Source organism: Bradyrhizobium ontarionense (assembly GCF_021088345.1).
Classification (GTDB): Bacteria; Pseudomonadota; Alphaproteobacteria; order Rhizobiales; family Xanthobacteraceae; genus Bradyrhizobium; species Bradyrhizobium ontarionense.
Genome location: NZ_CP088156.1, coordinates 4,511,559 through 4,526,874 on the forward strand (window position 1 = coordinate 4,511,559; position 15,316 = coordinate 4,526,874).

General features: G+C 64.8%; 18 protein-coding genes. 8 read left to right on the forward strand and 10 right to left on the reverse strand.

Annotated features, from left to right (window positions below; all coding sequences use genetic code 11):
* Positions 1-283: 283 nt before the first annotated feature.
* The 4 genes from LQG66_RS20010 to LQG66_RS20025 form a co-directional block, all read right to left on the reverse strand.
* A complete protein-coding gene (locus LQG66_RS20010) occupies positions 284-763 on the reverse strand; it encodes a DUF3237 domain-containing protein (RefSeq protein WP_231317405.1) in 480 nt (159 codons plus the stop codon).
* Positions 760-2,079 carry a TRAP transporter large permease gene (locus LQG66_RS20015; protein ID WP_231317406.1) on the reverse strand — a complete coding sequence of 440 codons (1,320 nt, stop codon included), beginning with the start codon at positions 2,077-2,079 and terminating at the stop codon, positions 760-762. Before LQG66_RS20015 ends, LQG66_RS20010 begins: the two co-directional genes overlap by 4 nt.
* A 6-nt stretch (positions 2,080-2,085) precedes the next feature.
* Entirely contained in the window at positions 2,086-2,595 is a 510-nt protein-coding gene (locus LQG66_RS20020; protein ID WP_231317407.1) for a TRAP transporter small permease, read from the reverse strand.
* Between the two features lie 255 nt (positions 2,596-2,850).
* Positions 2,851-3,867, reverse strand: a complete 1,017-nt coding sequence (locus LQG66_RS20025; protein ID WP_231317408.1) for a TRAP transporter substrate-binding protein — start codon at positions 3,865-3,867, stop codon at positions 2,851-2,853.
* 353 nt (positions 3,868-4,220) lie between these two features.
* On the opposite strand from LQG66_RS20025, the gene LQG66_RS20030 reads away from it, so the two are divergent.
* Positions 4,221-4,634 (forward strand): PaaI family thioesterase, encoded by a 414-nt coding sequence (locus LQG66_RS20030; protein ID WP_231317409.1) that lies wholly within the window; start codon positions 4,221-4,223, stop codon positions 4,632-4,634.
* Between the two features lie 189 nt (positions 4,635-4,823).
* On the opposite strand, the gene LQG66_RS20035 is transcribed toward LQG66_RS20030, so the two are convergent.
* On the reverse strand, positions 4,824-5,708 hold the full coding sequence (locus tag LQG66_RS20035) for a LysR family transcriptional regulator (protein ID WP_231317410.1): 885 nt from the start codon (positions 5,706-5,708) through the stop codon (positions 4,824-4,826).
* A 120-nt stretch (positions 5,709-5,828) separates the two neighbouring features.
* Here LQG66_RS20035 and LQG66_RS20040 point away from each other — a divergent pair, with 120 nt between their 5' ends.
* Positions 5,829-6,461 (forward strand): pyridoxamine 5'-phosphate oxidase family protein, encoded by a 633-nt coding sequence (locus LQG66_RS20040; RefSeq protein WP_231317411.1) that lies wholly within the window; start codon positions 5,829-5,831, stop codon positions 6,459-6,461.
* A gap of 200 nt (positions 6,462-6,661) precedes the next feature.
* Here the strand turns inward: LQG66_RS20040 and LQG66_RS20045 are convergent, their stop codons facing one another.
* Positions 6,662-7,390 carry a glutathione S-transferase family protein gene (locus LQG66_RS20045; RefSeq protein ID WP_231317412.1) on the reverse strand — a complete coding sequence of 243 codons (729 nt, stop codon included), beginning with the start codon at positions 7,388-7,390 and terminating at the stop codon, positions 6,662-6,664.
* Between the two features lie 217 nt (positions 7,391-7,607).
* On the opposite strand from LQG66_RS20045, the gene LQG66_RS20050 reads away from it, so the two are divergent.
* Together LQG66_RS20050 and LQG66_RS20055 are read left to right on the forward strand one after the other, a co-directional pair.
* On the forward strand, positions 7,608-8,306 hold the full coding sequence (locus LQG66_RS20050; protein ID WP_231317413.1) for a helix-turn-helix transcriptional regulator: 699 nt from the start codon (positions 7,608-7,610) through the stop codon (positions 8,304-8,306).
* A gap of 28 nt (positions 8,307-8,334) precedes the next feature.
* Complete coding sequence (locus LQG66_RS20055; protein WP_231317414.1) at positions 8,335-8,649, forward strand: YkgJ family cysteine cluster protein; 315 nt, start codon at positions 8,335-8,337, stop codon at positions 8,647-8,649.
* A gap of 28 nt (positions 8,650-8,677) precedes the next feature.
* Here the strand turns inward: LQG66_RS20055 and LQG66_RS20060 are convergent, their stop codons facing one another.
* The 4 genes from LQG66_RS20060 to LQG66_RS20075 form a co-directional block, all read right to left on the reverse strand.
* Positions 8,678-9,070: a hypothetical protein gene (locus LQG66_RS20060; RefSeq protein WP_231317415.1), complete on the reverse strand. Its 393-nt coding sequence runs from the start codon at positions 9,068-9,070 to the stop codon at positions 8,678-8,680.
* Positions 9,071-9,209: 139 nt separating this feature from the next.
* Positions 9,210-9,560, reverse strand: coding sequence for a DUF3307 domain-containing protein (locus LQG66_RS20065; RefSeq protein ID WP_231327864.1), 351 nt, complete (start codon positions 9,558-9,560; stop codon positions 9,210-9,212).
* Positions 9,561-9,858: 298 nt separating this feature from the next.
* Positions 9,859-10,737 (reverse strand): DUF6537 domain-containing protein, encoded by an 879-nt coding sequence (locus tag LQG66_RS20070; RefSeq protein ID WP_231317416.1) that lies wholly within the window; start codon positions 10,735-10,737, stop codon positions 9,859-9,861.
* Between the two features lie 20 nt (positions 10,738-10,757).
* Positions 10,758-11,429 (reverse strand): Crp/Fnr family transcriptional regulator, encoded by a 672-nt coding sequence (locus tag LQG66_RS20075; protein WP_231317417.1) that lies wholly within the window; start codon positions 11,427-11,429, stop codon positions 10,758-10,760.
* Between the two features lie 269 nt (positions 11,430-11,698).
* Between LQG66_RS20075 and LQG66_RS20080 the strand changes: the two genes are divergently transcribed.
* The 4 genes from LQG66_RS20080 (at position 11,699) to LQG66_RS20095 (ending at position 15,267) form a co-directional block, all read left to right on the forward strand.
* A complete protein-coding gene (locus tag LQG66_RS20080; RefSeq protein ID WP_231317418.1) occupies positions 11,699-12,814 on the forward strand; it encodes a cyclic nucleotide-gated ion channel in 1,116 nt (371 codons plus the stop codon).
* On the forward strand, positions 12,811-13,614 hold the full coding sequence (locus tag LQG66_RS20085) for an enoyl-CoA hydratase/isomerase family protein (protein ID WP_231317419.1): 804 nt from the start codon (positions 12,811-12,813) through the stop codon (positions 13,612-13,614). The genes LQG66_RS20080 and LQG66_RS20085 overlap by 4 nt, the downstream gene beginning before the upstream one ends.
* A 152-nt stretch (positions 13,615-13,766) precedes the next feature.
* On the forward strand, positions 13,767-14,501 hold the full coding sequence (locus LQG66_RS20090; RefSeq protein ID WP_231317420.1) for a helix-turn-helix transcriptional regulator: 735 nt from the start codon (positions 13,767-13,769) through the stop codon (positions 14,499-14,501).
* Between the two features lie 82 nt (positions 14,502-14,583).
* Positions 14,584-15,267, forward strand: coding sequence for an acyl-homoserine-lactone synthase (locus tag LQG66_RS20095; protein WP_231317421.1), 684 nt, complete (start codon positions 14,584-14,586; stop codon positions 15,265-15,267).
* Positions 15,268-15,316 lie beyond the last annotated feature (49 nt).

The window sequence follows — 15,316 nt, forward strand, 5'->3', positions numbered from 1 at the left end:
CGGAATTCGAGCGTCCCGATTGTCTTGCTCAACGCCACGGCGTCCGGACAACGCCCCCGCAAGCTCCGTTGTCGTCCCGGGCAAGCCTGGGCAACGCGACAGCGTTGGCCGGGCGCCGACCCGGGACCCATAGCCACCGGCGTCGGTTTGGCGACAAATCGTCGCCATTCAAGCGTTCCCCGATAGATCACGCGGTATGGGTCCCGGGTCGGCGCCGCGACGGCGCTGCGCGCCGCCGTGGCTTGCCCGGGACGACGACGGAGTTTGTCGCGAACAGCCCGGCCTACAGCACCATGTGCACGTCGACGACGACGCGGTCGGCGTGGCGGGCGGCCGAGCCAACGAAGATGTGCTGCATCAGCCAGCGGTACTTCTCGTGGCCGGTCTCGAAGCGCGGGTGGGTGCGGAAGTAGATCAGCTTCGGATCCACCGGTTCGCCGCGCTTGAGCTTCTGCAGCAGGTCGATCGGTCCGAAGCGAATGCCGCGGTTCTCGACGTAGATGGTCGCGCCATCATCCGTTTCGAACGCGTATTTCGCCTCGAGGTCGATCAGCTCGTTGGGCCGGATGATCTGGAAATCGGCGCCGAAATTGCTGATCCTGCCGCTGACACCCTCGCCGTTCAGACCCGGGCCCGTCACCTCGCCGCCATGGATCGGGATGATCCGGCGCACGCCGATGCCGGTCTCGCCAGCGCTCGTGACGTCGCCGATCATTACGGTGAGGGTGAAGACATACTTCGTGTCGAGAACGGGCGCGGTCATCGGTTCATCATCTGTTGCGGCAGCCAAGTGGCGAGCAGCGGGAACGCGATCAGGATCACGAGACGGATCAGGTCGGTCGCCACGAACGGCAGCACGCCCTTGAAGATCGTGGAGAAGGACACGTCCTTGACCACGCTCTTGATGACGAAGACGTTCATGCCGACCGGCGGATGGATCAGGCCGAGCTCGACGGTCATCACGATGATGACGCCGAACCAGATCGGATCGAAGCCGAGATGCGAGATCACCGGGAAGATGATCGGCACCGTCAGGATGATCATCGCCATCGCGTCCATCAGGCAGCCGAGCACCAGATACATCACCATGATCAGTGCCAGCACGCCATAGGGCCCGAGGCCGAGGCCGGTGAGGAACTCCGTCACCTTCTGCGGCGTCTGCGTCACCGTGAGGAAGTAGCCGAAGATCAGCGCGCCGATCAGCACCGTGAACACGGCAGCCGCGGTGCGCGTCGCTTGCAGCAGCGAGGCCAGGATCTTGTCCTTGTTCAGCCGTCCCGTGAACAGGCCGATCAGGAACGCGCCGGTGGCGCCGACGCCGCCGGCCTCTGTGGGCGTGAAGCGCGGCAGAAAAGGAAGACCATAGAGGCCGCCGATCACGAACAGGAACAGCAGCATCGGCGCCCAGATGCCCTTGAGGCCCTTGATGCGGTCGGCCCACGGCAGCGCCTCGCCCTTGGGCAGGAAATCCGGCCTGACGCGGCCGATCACGGTGATCGTGATCATGTACATGGTCATGGCCAGCAGGCCGGGGATGATGCCGGCGATGAACAGCTTGCCGATGTCCTGCTCGGTGATGATGCCGTACACCGCCAGCACGGTCGACGGCGGCAGCATGGCGCCGAGCGTGCCGCCCGCGGCGATGACGCCGGTGGCGAAGGATTGCGGATAGCCGAAGCGGCGCATCTCCGGATAGGCCACCGCCGAGAACGTCGCGGCGGTCGCGACCGAGGAGCCGCAGATGGCGGCGAAGCCGCCGCAGGCCGCGACAGTAGCGATGCCGAGCCCGCCGCGCAGATGGCCGACGAAGCCGTTGGCGGCGCGGAACAGCTCGCGGCTCATGCCGGAGTTGGACACGAACGTTCCCATCAGCAGGAACATCGGGATCACACCGAACGTGTAGTCCGTGACCGTGCGCATCGAGGTCTGGCCGACCAGCTTCAGCGCCGCCGTGCCGTTGACGAGGTAGGCGAAGCCGGACACGCCGACGAGCCCCATGGCCATACCGACCGGCACGCGCAGCAGCATCAGCGCAAACAGTGCCACGAAGCCGATGACGGCAACTGCATCGGTACTCATGCGACGCTACTCCGTGACCTTGACGTGGGGGTCATGAATCTCCTCGGGGTGGAAGATCAGGCGATAGGTTCTGATGGCGATGAGCAGCACTGCCGAGACGTCGCCGATCCAGGCGACGGCGAAGAACGGCCAGGTCGGCATGTGCAGGTCGAAGGTGAGAACGTTGTCCTCATAGGTGCCGCGCACCTTGTCGAACAGGGTCCAGGTCTGGACGGTGACGACGAACAGCAGCACCAGCGTGGCGAAGATGTCGATCCAGCGCTGGTAGCGCGGGCCGACATTGCCCCAGATGAGATCCACCGTGATGTGGGTGCCGCGATAGGATGTCGCAGCGATGCCCCAGAAGATCAGGATGCCGAGCAGCATGCGCCCGATGTCGAAGGAATCGGGAATCGAATAGTTCAGCGTATTGCGCAACAGCACCGACAGGAAGATGTCGAGCGCGACGATGCCGACGAAGAACGCGGCAATCCACTCGATCCCATCGATGATCCGGTCCATGAAGGCGCGCGGCATGGCGTCCCCGTTCTAGCAATCAGGTTTGCATCTCGAAGATTGTCGGGCGAGCTGCTGCGCAGCAGGCGGTGGGCAGCCTCTCCCCGCTTGCGGGGAAAGGCCGGATTGCATCGCCAGATGCAATCCGGGTGAGGGGGTACAGGTCTTACCGCGGACACTTCCCGTGCGGCTGCCCCTCACCCCAACCCTCTCCCCGTAAGGACGGGGGAGAGGGAGCGCACCGTCTACTGCTCAACAGCTTGAAATGCGGCGCGGCTATTGCGCCAGCGCGTTGTATTTGGCGAGCGAGGCCTTCAGCTCGGCCATGGCGGCATCGGCGTCGATGCCGGTCTTCTTGACGCCGTCGGCCCAGGTCTTGAACAGCGGCTCGGAGGCCTTCTTCCAGGCCGCGGTCTGTTCCGCTGTCAGCTTGTAGACCTCCTGGCCCGGTTCGGCCTTGATCTTGTCGACGCCTGCGTCCTCGAACTTGCCCCAGGGCTCGCCGACCTTGCCGGCCGCCTCGGTGTTGCAGTTGTCGTCGATCGCCTTCTTCTGCGCCGCCGACATCTGGTTGTACTTGTCCTTGTTGATCACGAACACGAACGTCGTCACGTAGAACGGCGCGTCCATGTGGTACTTCGTGACCTTGTCGACGCCGAACAGCACCAGCGAGCCCGCCGGGAAGGTGACACCGTCGGCGACGCCGCGCTCGATGATGTCGCGCACTTCCGGCGCCGAGGACTGCACGTTGGTGCCGCCGAGCACCGTCACGAAATTCGCGATCGTCGCGTCCGCCGGGCGGATCTTCATGCCCTTGACGTCCTCGGGGACGACGACCTTCTTGGTCCGGGTGTGGAAGGACGAGGGCGTGTGCACGAAGGCGAGGCAGTACTTGACGTCCTTCATCTCCTTCTCGGCATATTTGCGATACCATGCATCCAGGCCTTCCGAGCCGCCCTTGGCGTCGGACACCAGGAACGGCAGCTCGCCGGCGCCGATGATCGGGAAACGGCCGGGCTGATAGCCGGGGTTGACGTAAGTGACGTCGGCGATGCCGTCGCGCGCCATGTCGTAATGGTCGAACGCTTTGCCGAGCTGCTGCGCCGGAAACACCTTGCCCTTGATGGTGCCGCCCGAGGCCTTCTCGACCGACGCCGCCCAGTCCTCCAGCGCCTTCTGCAGCGGATGGCTCGCCGGCACCCAATGCGAGATCTTCAGATCGAACGTCTTGTCCTGCGCGAGAGCGGGGGTGACAGCGGCGGCCAGCGCCAACGCCAGAAGCGTCTTCCTCATCGAGATCGTCTCCTCATTCCGCGGGCCTTCGAGGGCCCTTTGTTTCATTGTTATAGCATATAACCATCATTGCAAGCGCCGCGGCAGTCGCGCCGCCGCTGCACGCCGCCGCAGCCTATAGCATCCGCTGCAGGCAACGCGAACGGCACAGATGAGTGCCCGGAGCGCGTCGGCGCCAAGCCGGACAACCGTAGATTTTCGATCACCACGGCGAGGCGGAAGGTCAGCCACAGGCTCACCACGGCGGTCATCCAGCGTTCGACGTTACAGATGGTGTTTGAAACTTTGTTGGCGGTGCAAAACCCACGCGACCGTCGTTCATTGGCGACATCACCAGAACGATCGAGACGCGCATGAGCACCATTCCCGCCGGATTCGAACCGCACTTCCGACGCAGCCCCTTCACTGACCCCTGGGAGCCGCTCTATGCGAAGAGGACGGACAAGGCCGTCATCCTCGGCCTGCGGCTGGCTACACCGCACACCAACGCGCGCGGGCTGATCCATGGCGGGCTGATCGCATCGCTGGCCGACAATGCGATGGGCTATAGCTGCGCCCAGGCGCTCGGCTGGAAGGTGTCGCTGGTCACGATCAACCTCGCGGTCGACTATGTCGGCAGCGCCGGGACCGGGCAGTGGCTCAGCGTCGAGAGCGACGTGATCCGGAGCGGGCGCACGGTCTGCTTCGCGCAGAGCCTGGTGCTCGCCGACGAGACCGTGATCGCACGGGCGAATGCGACGTTCCGCGTGGTGCCGAAGAAGGAGTGACGGACTCGTTTTGACGCGCCACAACCGCTGTCATTCCGGGGCAGTCGCCAATGCGCGGCCGCGCGTTGGCGATTGAACCCGGAATCCCGAGATTATCAGGAATGAACGCAAGACAATGTCGAGATTCCGGGTTCAAGGCCTGCGGCCTTGCCCCGGAATGACGGTCGTTGTGGCGGAGTTGAATTGACGTCAGCCGAAGCGCCAGTCGCAGGTCGTGGTGACCAGATCGATGAAGGCGCGCACCTTGGCCGATAGCAGCCGCGAGCTCGGAAACACGATGTGGATCGGCAGCGGTGGCTGCTCATGTTTCTCCAGCACGCGCTTGAGGCGGCCGCTGCGCAGCGCCTCCGCGGCCTGATAGGCCAGCACCCGCGTCACTCCGCCGCCGGCCTCGGCATATTGGATCGCCGCGTCGGCGTTGTTGGTGACGAGGCGCGGGCTGATCGCGATCCTCAGCTCACGGCCCTCCTTCACGAAGCGCCAGTCGGCCGCGGGGCCGAACTGGATGGTCTGGTGGCTGGCCAGCGCCTCCGGCGTCCGCGGCTCGCCCTGCGCCTTGAAGTAGGAGGGCGCGCCGACCACGATCCGCCGCATGCTTCCGACCTGGCGGGCAACCAGCGAGGAATCGCCGAGATGGCCGATGCGCACGGCGCAGTCGATGCCGTCCTCGACCAGATTGATGATGCGATCCTCGAGACGCAGCTCGGCCGAGACGTCAGGGTAGCGGCTCAGATAGGCTGACATCACCGGGCCGACATGCAGGCGGCCGAAGCCGACCGGCGCCGAGACCACGAGCCGCCCGGCCGGCTGCAGCCGTTCGCTCTCCGCGGCGAGCTCCGCCTCCTCGAGATCGGCCAGGATGCGCCTGATACGTTCGAGATAACGCCGCCCGGCGTCCGTCAGCGTCACCGAGCGCGTCGTCCGCTGCAGCAGACGGACGCCGAGATGTTCTTCGAGTGCGGCGACCAGACGCGTCACCGCCGACGGCGACAGCTTGAGCCGGCGCGCCGCGGGCGCAAAGCCGTTGAGCTCGGCGACGGTGACGAAAGCCTGCATGGCGTCGATACGGTCCATGGGATTATTGCAACACTTGCAATGATCAAGTGTCAACTGTCCCGATTATTTCCAGCGGCGGGCCGGACCATATTCCGGGCACGGCGGCAGTCACTGCCGCATCGACAAGGAGTCATTGCAATGACCCAGACAGCCATCAAAGCGCCCGCCGATGTCGCGTTCTCACCGGCCGTGAAGGACATCCAGAGGCGCAAGGGATCCCGCGAGGGCTATGCCCGCATGGAGCAGGGCCGCGGCTGGCGCCACGAGGTCGACGCGGATCTCGCAGCCCGGCTCGCCGAGGCCACGAGCTTCTATCTCGCGACCGCCTCGGCTGACGGCCAGCCCTACATCCAGCATCGCGGCGGGCCGAAGGGCTTTCTGAAGGTGCTCGACAGTCATACGCTGGCATTCGCCGATTACAGCGGCAACCGGCAATACATCACGCAGGGCAACCTGTCGGAGAATGCGCGCGCCTACATCTTCGTGATGGACTACGCCCATCGGCGGCGCGTGAAGATCTGGGGCACCGCACGCGTGGTTGAGGACGATGCGGCGCTGACGGAGTCCCTGATGCCGAAGGGCTACAAGGCGCGTCCCGAGCAGGTGATCCTGTTCACGATCGAAGCCTGGGACACCAACTGCCCGCAGCACATCCCGCAGAAGTTCGACGCCGCCGATGTCGCGGAGGCCCTGGCGGTCCGCGACACCCGCATTGCCGAGCTCGAGGCTGAGCTGGCGAGATTGAAGGGTGAAGCTGCGCCCTCTGTCTAGTTCTCCGGCGATACAGGAAGGCACGGGGCGGCGCCTTGGTCGTCATTCCGGGGCAATCGTCCGTTCGCAGTCGCGCAGCGGCTGCGGACGGGCGATTGAACCCGGAATCTGGAGATGGTTGGAACGCAAGACAATATCGAGATTCCGGGTTCAAGGCCTGCGGCCTTGCCCCGGAATGACGGTGGTTGTGATGCACCAGCTCAGGCGGCCTCGCGCGCCCGGCTCCAGTCGAACGCCGGAAAATATTGCGCCATCATGCGATCGGCATAGGCCGCGAGATTTGCGAAGCTTTCGGTGCGCCGGCGCATCTCGGACTCGAAGAACGGCGTGAGAATGCCGGCCAAGACGGCGAACGCCGTAGCGTCGGTGCCGCACGGACGGTCCCCCATCAGATATGGCCTGTCACCGAGCTGCACCGACAGCGCGCGGAGCGAGCGCGCCGCCAGATCGACATCCTCGTCCGGGGCATGTCGCCCGAGTCCGGAGATCAGATAGTTCTCGGCGACGCGGAACTGAGCGTCCTCGCGCAGCTTCTCACGCTTGTCCGCCGGCACGCCGTCGAAGAAATGCGCCGGTCCTTTGGCGAAGTTCACCGGATCGACCCAGCGCGCGCCGACCAGCGCGAAATACAGATGGTGCTCGATCATGCGCTCGAACGCCCACGCCTGCGCCCGCGATCGCACATCCAGCCCGTGATCGAAGTCGAAACCATGTCTGCGCTCGATATGCGCGCGGATGAAGGTCGAATCGGCGATCAGCTCGCCACCATCGTCGATGAAGGGCAACTGCCCCTTGGGCGACGATGGCGGCATCGCGCGCTGTTTCCGAAAGGCGATGCCCGCCATCTTGAGCTGAACCTCGGTCTTGGTGACGAACGGGCTGATCTCCGGCAGGCCGAAGCCCGCACCCAAACCGAACAGCGTGATCATGACAGCACTCCCGACTTCCTCAGCAGACGCCGGAAGCTAGCGAGATGCTGCTGCCACCATGGTGGCAGCAGCGGCAGTAGCGTGGTGGCAAGGCCAAGGCCATAAAGCATCATCATCGACATCACCCCTTCAATGCAGTGTTGGCCCGGTATAAAGACGGGCTGCTGCCAGCATCCTGTCAGCATCGGCGGGGGGCCTGGCCCATGCAGGACGAACCATGAGACGCGCCGACCGGCTGTTCCAGATCATCCAGGTGCTGAGACGCACGCGACGGCCGCTGACGGCCGACGCGATCGCGGCCGAACTCGAAACCTCGAAGCGCACGATCTATCGCGACATCGCCACCCTGATCGGCCAGCGCGTGCCGATCAGGGGCGAGGCCGGCATGGGCTACATCCTGGAGAAGGGCTTCGATCTGCCGCCGTTGATGCTGACGCCGGACGAGATCGAGGCCGCGGTGCTCGGCGCGCAATGGGTGGCTGTCAACGCCGACCCGGTGCTGGCGCGCGCGGCAGAGGATCTGATGGCCAAGATCGCCGACACCGTGCCGGAACGGCTGCGGCCGTTCGTGCTGGAGCCCGCGAGCCGCGCGCCGCGGCCCTGGAGCCGCGAGCCCGACCGCATCGACATGTCACGCACGCGTTCGCAGATCCACGAGGGCCGCAAGATCAAGCTGCGCTATCGCGACGAGCAGGGCCGCGACAGCGAGCGCGTGATCTGGCCGATCGCGATCGGCTATCACGACGCGGTGCGCATCCTCGCCGCCTGGTGCGAGCTGCGCCGCGACTTCCGCAGCTTCCGCACCGATCGGGTGGTCGACGCGGACTATCTCGACGACAAATATCCGGAGCGGCGGGAATCGCTGCGCGCCAAATGGCGGCGCAGCCTGGTCTGGGAGGTTCCCAAGGATGTCTAAACCGATGTCTAAACCGATGTCTGAACCGATGTCTGATGATCCCGCCGCCGCGGCCAGCCCGTGCCAAGCCTGCGGCGCGTGCTGCGCCTATTCGTCGAACTGGCCGCGCTTCACCATCGAGGAGGATGCCGCGCTCGACCTCATTCCTTCGGAGCTCGTCAACGACCGGCTGTCGGGGATGCGCTGCGACGGCGACCGCTGCTGTGCGCTTCGGGGGCGGATCGGCGAAGCGACCGCGTGCGGCATCTATGCGCTGCGCCCCGACGTCTGCCGCACCTGCATGCCCGGCGATGCCGAATGCGCGATGGCCCGGCGCAAGTTTGGACTTCCCGCGCTCGCCTGAGCGAGCCGCGGAGAGATCAGTCCATCAATCAGGCGGTGAACGGCTCGAGGCTGTCGTCGAGATCGTCCTCGAACGGCTTGATCACCGACAGTGGCTTGGTCGAGAGCGAGATCGGCTTGCGGCTGGACGACGCTCCCGCCGGGCTCGATCGGCCACCGCGAGACTGCGCATGGAGCGCCATACCCACGCGCCCGCCGAACTGCTGCAGATCATGCTCGCTGCAGGTGGAGGCAATCGCGAGCGCCAGCGCATGCAGATGCTTCCGCCGGTAGCAGAACAGCGCCAGCATGGCCCTGACGTCGGCGGAGACGCTTTCGACGAGAGCGGGCAGCCCGTTGGCGTCGGCGCGATAGAGCTCCCCGAGGAGCTCATCACCGACCGGGCAGGAGTCGCCGTCGAACGCATTACTGCTTGGAAGCATCGTTTTGATCCCCATGACGTGACGATGCAGCGCAAATCGCTAACGCTCGGTTAACCAAACCGAACGGCCGCCTCAGCATCGGCTCGACACGGGACTCTTACGGGCCGGACCGATTCGCAAAGGTGGCCCGATACGGAACTCAGCCGTTCGCAGCCATGAAGATCGACAGTCCGAAGCCGGTCAGGTGATGCAGCGCCTGGTCGACACCGATCAGCGTCCAGAACCAGGGATGCTCAACGTTCACGCCGAAGCGGGACGAGCAGATGCCCTTGATGCGATCGATCGTGATGTGAATGGCGAAATCGACCACGGCAACGAACCAGAACTTCGGCGCGACGATCAGGATCAGGACCATGGCCACTGCGAGATGGATCAGGCAGTGCACCAGAAGCGGCAGGGCCCAACCTTTCCGCTGGTCCTTGCCATAGGCCATCCAGGCGTTCTGTAGAACGAAATCGCCAATGATGTGCTTGAAGGTGAGCAGCAGCATCCAGCCGACCAGCGCACCAACCGGGATCGACGACGACAAAGAGGGAAAAGACAAAGCTGACGCTCTCGCTACGACTAACCCTTGGACGCACCGGGAACTGGAGGCGTTCAGCGCAATCTGATGAGAATACCCGGCCAATTCGACGCGTATACGTCGTTTATGACATCTCCGGTGGCGAATTGCACGCGAAAGGGAACCTTGAATCGCACTCCGCTACCCTTCCGTACCGCCCTGCGAGGGGTAAGGTTACCGCCGCGGCGCGCGCATCTCCTCGCCGGGAGCCGCCTCCGCGCCGAGCTCATTCCGCAGCGTTGCTGTTCGGCGCCAGGGCCCGGGCTCGGATCTGCGCGACGGCTCGCTTGAGGGCGGCCTGTCGTGGATCGGGCATTGCGGCGGCGCGCGCCTCCGCGATGGCAGTGGAGAGATCGGCGATCGGCAGCACACCGTCGAAGGTGGGCTTGGCCAGCCCATCGATGATGGCATGCCAATCGGCCAGACCCTGGCGATAACCGTCGCCCTGCCCCTGGATCATCGTTGCCGTTGCGATGACCGCGGAGGCCGCGGCAGGCTGCTTGTCCAGCGCGCGTGCGATCATGTGCAGCCATCGCTCGACCCAGGCGCGCTCCTCGGCGTAGCGCACCGACTGCAGCCGCCAGCGGCGCAGGCCGGCCAGCATCCTGAGACGGCGGACCGAAAGCCGTGATCGGCTCGAGAAGCGGGCCTTGAGCCGCCGGCGTCCCAGCCAGCCGATCTGCTCGAAGCCGGCGAGCAGCGAATCGGCCAATGCCTGCGGCAGCACGCCGATCAGCTCGTCGAGCCGGAACCTCCTGACGTCGTCGCTCTCGCGCCCGCCCTCTCTCCGGCTCGTGTGCGGCTCGAACAATTTGAGCTGGGCAATCCAGATCGGATCCTCGTAGGCCATGCGGGCGGCCAGGAACTGCGCGATCTGACACAGCATGGCGGGGTCGACGTTCGATCGCCGCACGAACCGCCTGATGCGATCGACATAGAGCCGTGCGTAGCCGGCCCCCTGATACTCCATCAGCAGGTGGATACCCTCGCTGACGACCGGAGCGGCCGCGTCCGGCAGGCCGTCGGGAAGGAAAGGCTGCTCGCGATCGTCGTCACCGATGAAGTCGGCGAGCAGGTATCGCAGCGACGACCGAACGCTTTCCACCGCCGCTATGGCTCCCCGGGTCACGCCGACTTGGCCACGGCAGCGGGCGCCGCGGCGGTCTGCTGGGCCAGCCGCCGCTCGAGCGTCTCGATGTTCTGGAACAGCCGGGCGCTGGCCAGGCGCAGGAAGTAGAAGGCGAAAGCCGGATTCTGGACGTAAAGCTGCTCGACCTGGTCATACGAGACCGACAGGATGAGCCCGCCTTCGACGCATTCCAGCGTCTGTGTGCGCGTATTGGACGGCGAAATCATTCCGAACTCGCCGACGATGGCGCCGACCGGCAATTCGATGCCGGACTCGACCAGCCGGAAGCGGCCACTGACGATGTAGTACATGCTGTCGGCCTTTTCATCCTTGTAGAACAGGACTTCGCCGGGGCCACATTTGCGCTCCGTCATGAATGGCTTCAGCCATTCCATGGACAGGTCGCTGTTGACCGACTGCTTCACGTCGCGGACCAGCTGCAGCATCTGGTGGAGCCGGTAGCTGTTGAGCGGCAGCAGCACGCCATGGAGCACGACGACCGCATAGTTGTGCATCGGCAGTGCCGTCGCGATCAGCACGATGTTGGTCAGGATCGCGAAAACCCGCAGCGGAATCATCGTCCGCATCGACAGCGTGGCGACCACGAAGATCGAGGCGAAGAGGCTGCCGGCGGCGCCTGCATGTTCGACCAGGTGTGAGGTATCCATCGGGATCAACCAGACTCTTGGATGCAGAGAGCGGACGCTCGGTTCCGGCCTGCTGCAGCTGATTTAACGCGTCCATGCCGGCTTCTGATATACGGCGAACAGGCGACGTTTGAACCGGTATTCGAGTCGGGAACGAAAAATTCCCTGCTCGGAGCGGATCAGTCGGGCCGGCCTGATGACGCCGCTCGGCATCGTTGACGGGCCTTCCCTGCCCGGGGCACTTTGCCGCCGCCGCCTTCTGCGGCTTCCACGACAGGCGCCCCGTGTCCATGGCCAAATCGCAGCACTTCCCCGTCCTGGCGACGTTCCTCACGGCAACCGCCGGACGAAACATGACCAGGGCCGCTTACGTGGCCGTGGCGCTCGGCATGGCCGCCATGATCCTGTTGACGGTGGACGCGGCCTATGAGGTCGCCCGGCGCTGGATCATCGCCCTGTTGTGGGGATGCCTTGCCTTTTTTGTCTTCGAATGGGCCGTCCGGGTTCACCATGCCGCACGGACGCACCGTCCTGCAGCCTACCTGCTGTCGGGCCGGGGCCTGCTGGACACGGTCTCCGCGGTGGCCGTCCCGGCCGCGCTCCTGCTCGGCACCGAGCCGCGCGCGGCCTGGCTGTTGGCGGTCACCTGGGTGGTCAAGGTCATCCCCGGCGTCCCCGGACTGCGGCAGTTGCGGCGGGTGCTCGTCGTCGACGCGCGCCCGCTGCTGTCCGTGCTGGTGCTGTTCCTGCTGGTGCTGTTCCTCGGCTCGGTGGCCGAATATGTGCTGGAGCACGAGGAGCAGCCGGCCACCTTCGGCACCATTCCGTCGGCGCTGTGGTGGGCCGTAGCGACCCTGACCACGACAGGCTATGGCGATGTCGTGCCGATCACGCCGCTGGGGCGCCTGGTCGCCGCCTCCGTGATGATCTCGGGCCTCGGCGTGTTCGGTCTGTGGACCGGCATCCTGGCGACCGGCTTCGCTGCGGAGACCCGTCGCGACAATTTTCTCAAGACGTGGGAATCGGTCAGCAGGGTGCCGTTCTTCGCGAGCCTCGGGCCCTCGACGATCGCCGACGTCACGCAGATGCTGCGCACCATCGACCTGCCGCCGCGCACGAGCGTCATCCGCAAGGACCAGCCGGGCGACTGCATGTATTTCATCGCGTCCGGGGAAGTCGAGGTCGACCTGCCCGGCAAGAAGGTCCGGCTGGGCGAGGGCGCGTTCTTCGGCGAGATGGCGCTGCTTGGCAACAACCTGCGCTCGGCCAACATCAGCACGACGACGCTTTCCAAGCTGCTGGTTCTGGACCTCGTGGACTTCCGCGTGCTGATGGCGCGGCATCCCGACCTGGCGCAGAGCATCGATGCCGAGGCGCAACGCCGAGCAATGGAGAACAGGACATGACCGACGGACGGACCACGCAGGTCGAGGAGGCCGCCAGCACGCCCCTCCTCGCCATCGACGGCGTGCGCGCCACGATCCGCCTCAACCGGCCACGCCATCTGAATCGGCTGCAGCCGGAAGATCTTCCCGCGCTGCTCGCGCTGTTCGACCGCGTCGAGGCCGACACGACGTTGCGCGTGCTCGTTCTGACCGGCACCGGGCGCGCCTTCAGTGCCGGTTATGACCTCGGCGCGATCGGCGCGGCGCCCGACGCGAGCCCGGCAGGACACTCCGGCCCGTCGTTCGAAGACGTGGTCAACCGGCTGGAAGACCTGGCCCTGCCGACCATCTGCCGGATCAATGGCGGGGTCTATGGCGGCTCGACCGACCTGGCGCTGGCGTGCGATTTTCGCATCGGGACCGACACCGCCGAGATGTTCATGCCCGCCGCGCGGCTCGGCCTCCACTACTACCCCGACGGGATCAAGCGCTACGTGTCGCGCCTTGGCATCGACAATGCCAAACGTCTCTTCTTGACTGCGGAGAAGATCGGCGCCGCCGAGATGCTGCGCATCGGCTACCTCACAGCGGTGGTGGCCGGCACCGCGCTGGATGCTGAGGTCGATCGCCTGGCGACGGTGCTGGCCGGCAATGCGCCGGTCGCAATGCGTGGCATGAAACGCGCCATTAACGAATTTGCGCGCGGAGCCCTCGACGATGCGGCTGCTCGCCGCAGGCATCGGGACAGCATGAGCGGCGGAGAGATTCGCGAGGGCATGAAATCGTTTGCAGAGAGGCGAATGCCGAAATTTTCAGCGTAAACGCCGGCCTCGGCCTGCCGTATCTTGCATACCGCGTACTGTATCCAATCGGTGTGCCGGCACACGCTCGACGAACTATCGATGTAAACCTCCAATTTGCGGTTGACAGCCTTCTGTCCGCAGTTAGCTTGGCCGTGGGCGGAGACTTTCACATGCAAGTGATAGACGCGTATTGGGGACGACGGGCTCTGGACTACGTCGATGCAATCGAAGCATCGACGACCGGCGCGAACGTACTCTCCCAGTTCGAAAAGATGATCGGCGATCTCGGCTTTCACGCCTACATCATGGCCGGGGTGCCGACTCCGGGCCAATCGCTGCAGCAGACCATCCTGGCCAATGGCTGGCCGCGGGAATGGTTCGACATGTATGCGCGGCAGCAGTTTCACCGCCACGATCCGATACCGCGGCACTGCCTCTCGACGCTGAATCCCTTCGCGTGGTCGGAAGTGCCTTACGACCGCGACGACGAGCCGGGTGCGCATCAAGTCATGACCCGGGCGCGGGACTTCGGATTGAACGAAGGCTTCTGCGTGCCCATCCACTACGATGACGCGGTCGGCGCCGTCAGCCTCGCAGGCGAGCATCCGAACCTCGCGCCCGATGCGAGGGGGGCACTGCATCTGATCAGCATCTTCACCCACAGCAGGCTGCGGGCGCTGGCGCGCTCCACCGCCGTCAACCAGCAGCGACGCCTGTCGAGGATCGAAGCGGAAGTGTTGTGCTGGGCGGCGCGCGGCAAGACGGCATGGGAGACGGCGCGCATCCTCGGCGTCTCCGAGCGCAACGTCCGCTGGCATCTCGAAGAGGCCCAGCGCAAGCTTGCAACCAAGAACAAGACGGCGACGGTTGCGACCGCTCTTGTCAACGGCGAGATCTCGATCTGATCTGGCGTTTTTCCCACTGGATCAATCGAACCGCATCGGCAATCTGTAAACCCCAAATTGATTCAGACGACCGGGGGTTTCGATGCCTGAGATTCATGTCGTTCGAAAAGATAATCGCTCGCTGTATGAGAAATACTTCGATCCGTATTTTCGGCTGCGCCACGAGATCTACGTCAAGCAGCGCAAATGGATGGCGCTCGACCGGCCCGACGGGCGCGAGATCGACCAGTTCGACACAGAAGATGCCGTCTATCTGTTCTGCATCGACAAGGGTCGGTTGATCGGTGCGATGCGCGCGGTGCCGACGGTGCTGCCGACGCTGATGAGCGACATCTTCCCCTATCTCAATCTCCGCGGCACCGTGCGACGTCCTGACGTCTACGAGCTGTCTCGCGTCTTCGTAATCCCGGAACGCCGCGGCGAGCATGCCGGTCCGCGGATCGACATGCTTCTGCTGACCGCGATCATGGAATACGGCATCTCGATCGGGCTCACCGGCTTCTCCATCGTGCTTGAAACCTGGTGGCTGCCGCGCTTCGAGAAGTGCGGCTGGAAAGCGCGACCTCTAGGGGTTCCTCACATGATGGACGGGATGTCGGTGATGGCCGTTCTCGTTGATTGCGATGACACGACCTGGAAATCGCTGTGCACTCAGATCGGCCTGACGCGGCCGACGCTGACATGGCAAGGCCTCGAAGACGTCAGCCGCCAGGCCCTGCCGGAAATCTTTCTTCATCTGCCACCAGCCGTTCAGCCAGCACAATGAGCTGCTCACGGTGCCGCGTCAGCCTCAGCTTGTGAAAAGCCTTCAGGAG

Coding starts and splice junctions, on each gene's coding strand:
- LQG66_RS20010 (WP_231317405.1), bottom strand. CDS start 763: ATGACCGCGCCCGTTCTCGACACGAAGTATGTCTTCACCCTCACCGTA.
- LQG66_RS20015 (WP_231317406.1), bottom strand. CDS start 2,079: ATGAGTACCGATGCAGTTGCCGTCATCGGCTTCGTGGCACTGTTTGCG.
- LQG66_RS20020 (WP_231317407.1), bottom strand. CDS start 2,595: ATGCCGCGCGCCTTCATGGACCGGATCATCGATGGGATCGAGTGGATT.
- LQG66_RS20025 (WP_231317408.1), bottom strand. CDS start 3,867: ATGAGGAAGACGCTTCTGGCGTTGGCGCTGGCCGCCGCTGTCACCCCC.
- LQG66_RS20030 (WP_231317409.1), top strand. CDS start 4,221: ATGAGCACCATTCCCGCCGGATTCGAACCGCACTTCCGACGCAGCCCC.
- LQG66_RS20035 (WP_231317410.1), bottom strand. CDS start 5,708: ATGGACCGTATCGACGCCATGCAGGCTTTCGTCACCGTCGCCGAGCTC.
- LQG66_RS20040 (WP_231317411.1), top strand. CDS start 5,829: ATGACCCAGACAGCCATCAAAGCGCCCGCCGATGTCGCGTTCTCACCG.
- LQG66_RS20045 (WP_231317412.1), bottom strand. CDS start 7,390: ATGATCACGCTGTTCGGTTTGGGTGCGGGCTTCGGCCTGCCGGAGATC.
- LQG66_RS20050 (WP_231317413.1), top strand. CDS start 7,608: ATGAGACGCGCCGACCGGCTGTTCCAGATCATCCAGGTGCTGAGACGC.
- LQG66_RS20055 (WP_231317414.1), top strand. CDS start 8,335: ATGTCTGATGATCCCGCCGCCGCGGCCAGCCCGTGCCAAGCCTGCGGC.
- LQG66_RS20060 (WP_231317415.1), bottom strand. CDS start 9,070: ATGCTTCCAAGCAGTAATGCGTTCGACGGCGACTCCTGCCCGGTCGGT.
- LQG66_RS20065 (WP_231327864.1), bottom strand. CDS start 9,560: ATGCTGCTGCTCACCTTCAAGCACATCATTGGCGATTTCGTTCTACAG.
- LQG66_RS20075 (WP_231317417.1), bottom strand. CDS start 11,429: ATGGATACCTCACACCTGGTCGAACATGCAGGCGCCGCCGGCAGCCTC.
- LQG66_RS20080 (WP_231317418.1), top strand. CDS start 11,699: ATGGCCAAATCGCAGCACTTCCCCGTCCTGGCGACGTTCCTCACGGCA.
- LQG66_RS20085 (WP_231317419.1), top strand. CDS start 12,811: ATGACCGACGGACGGACCACGCAGGTCGAGGAGGCCGCCAGCACGCCC.
- LQG66_RS20090 (WP_231317420.1), top strand. CDS start 13,767: ATGCAAGTGATAGACGCGTATTGGGGACGACGGGCTCTGGACTACGTC.
- LQG66_RS20095 (WP_231317421.1), top strand. CDS start 14,584: ATGCCTGAGATTCATGTCGTTCGAAAAGATAATCGCTCGCTGTATGAG.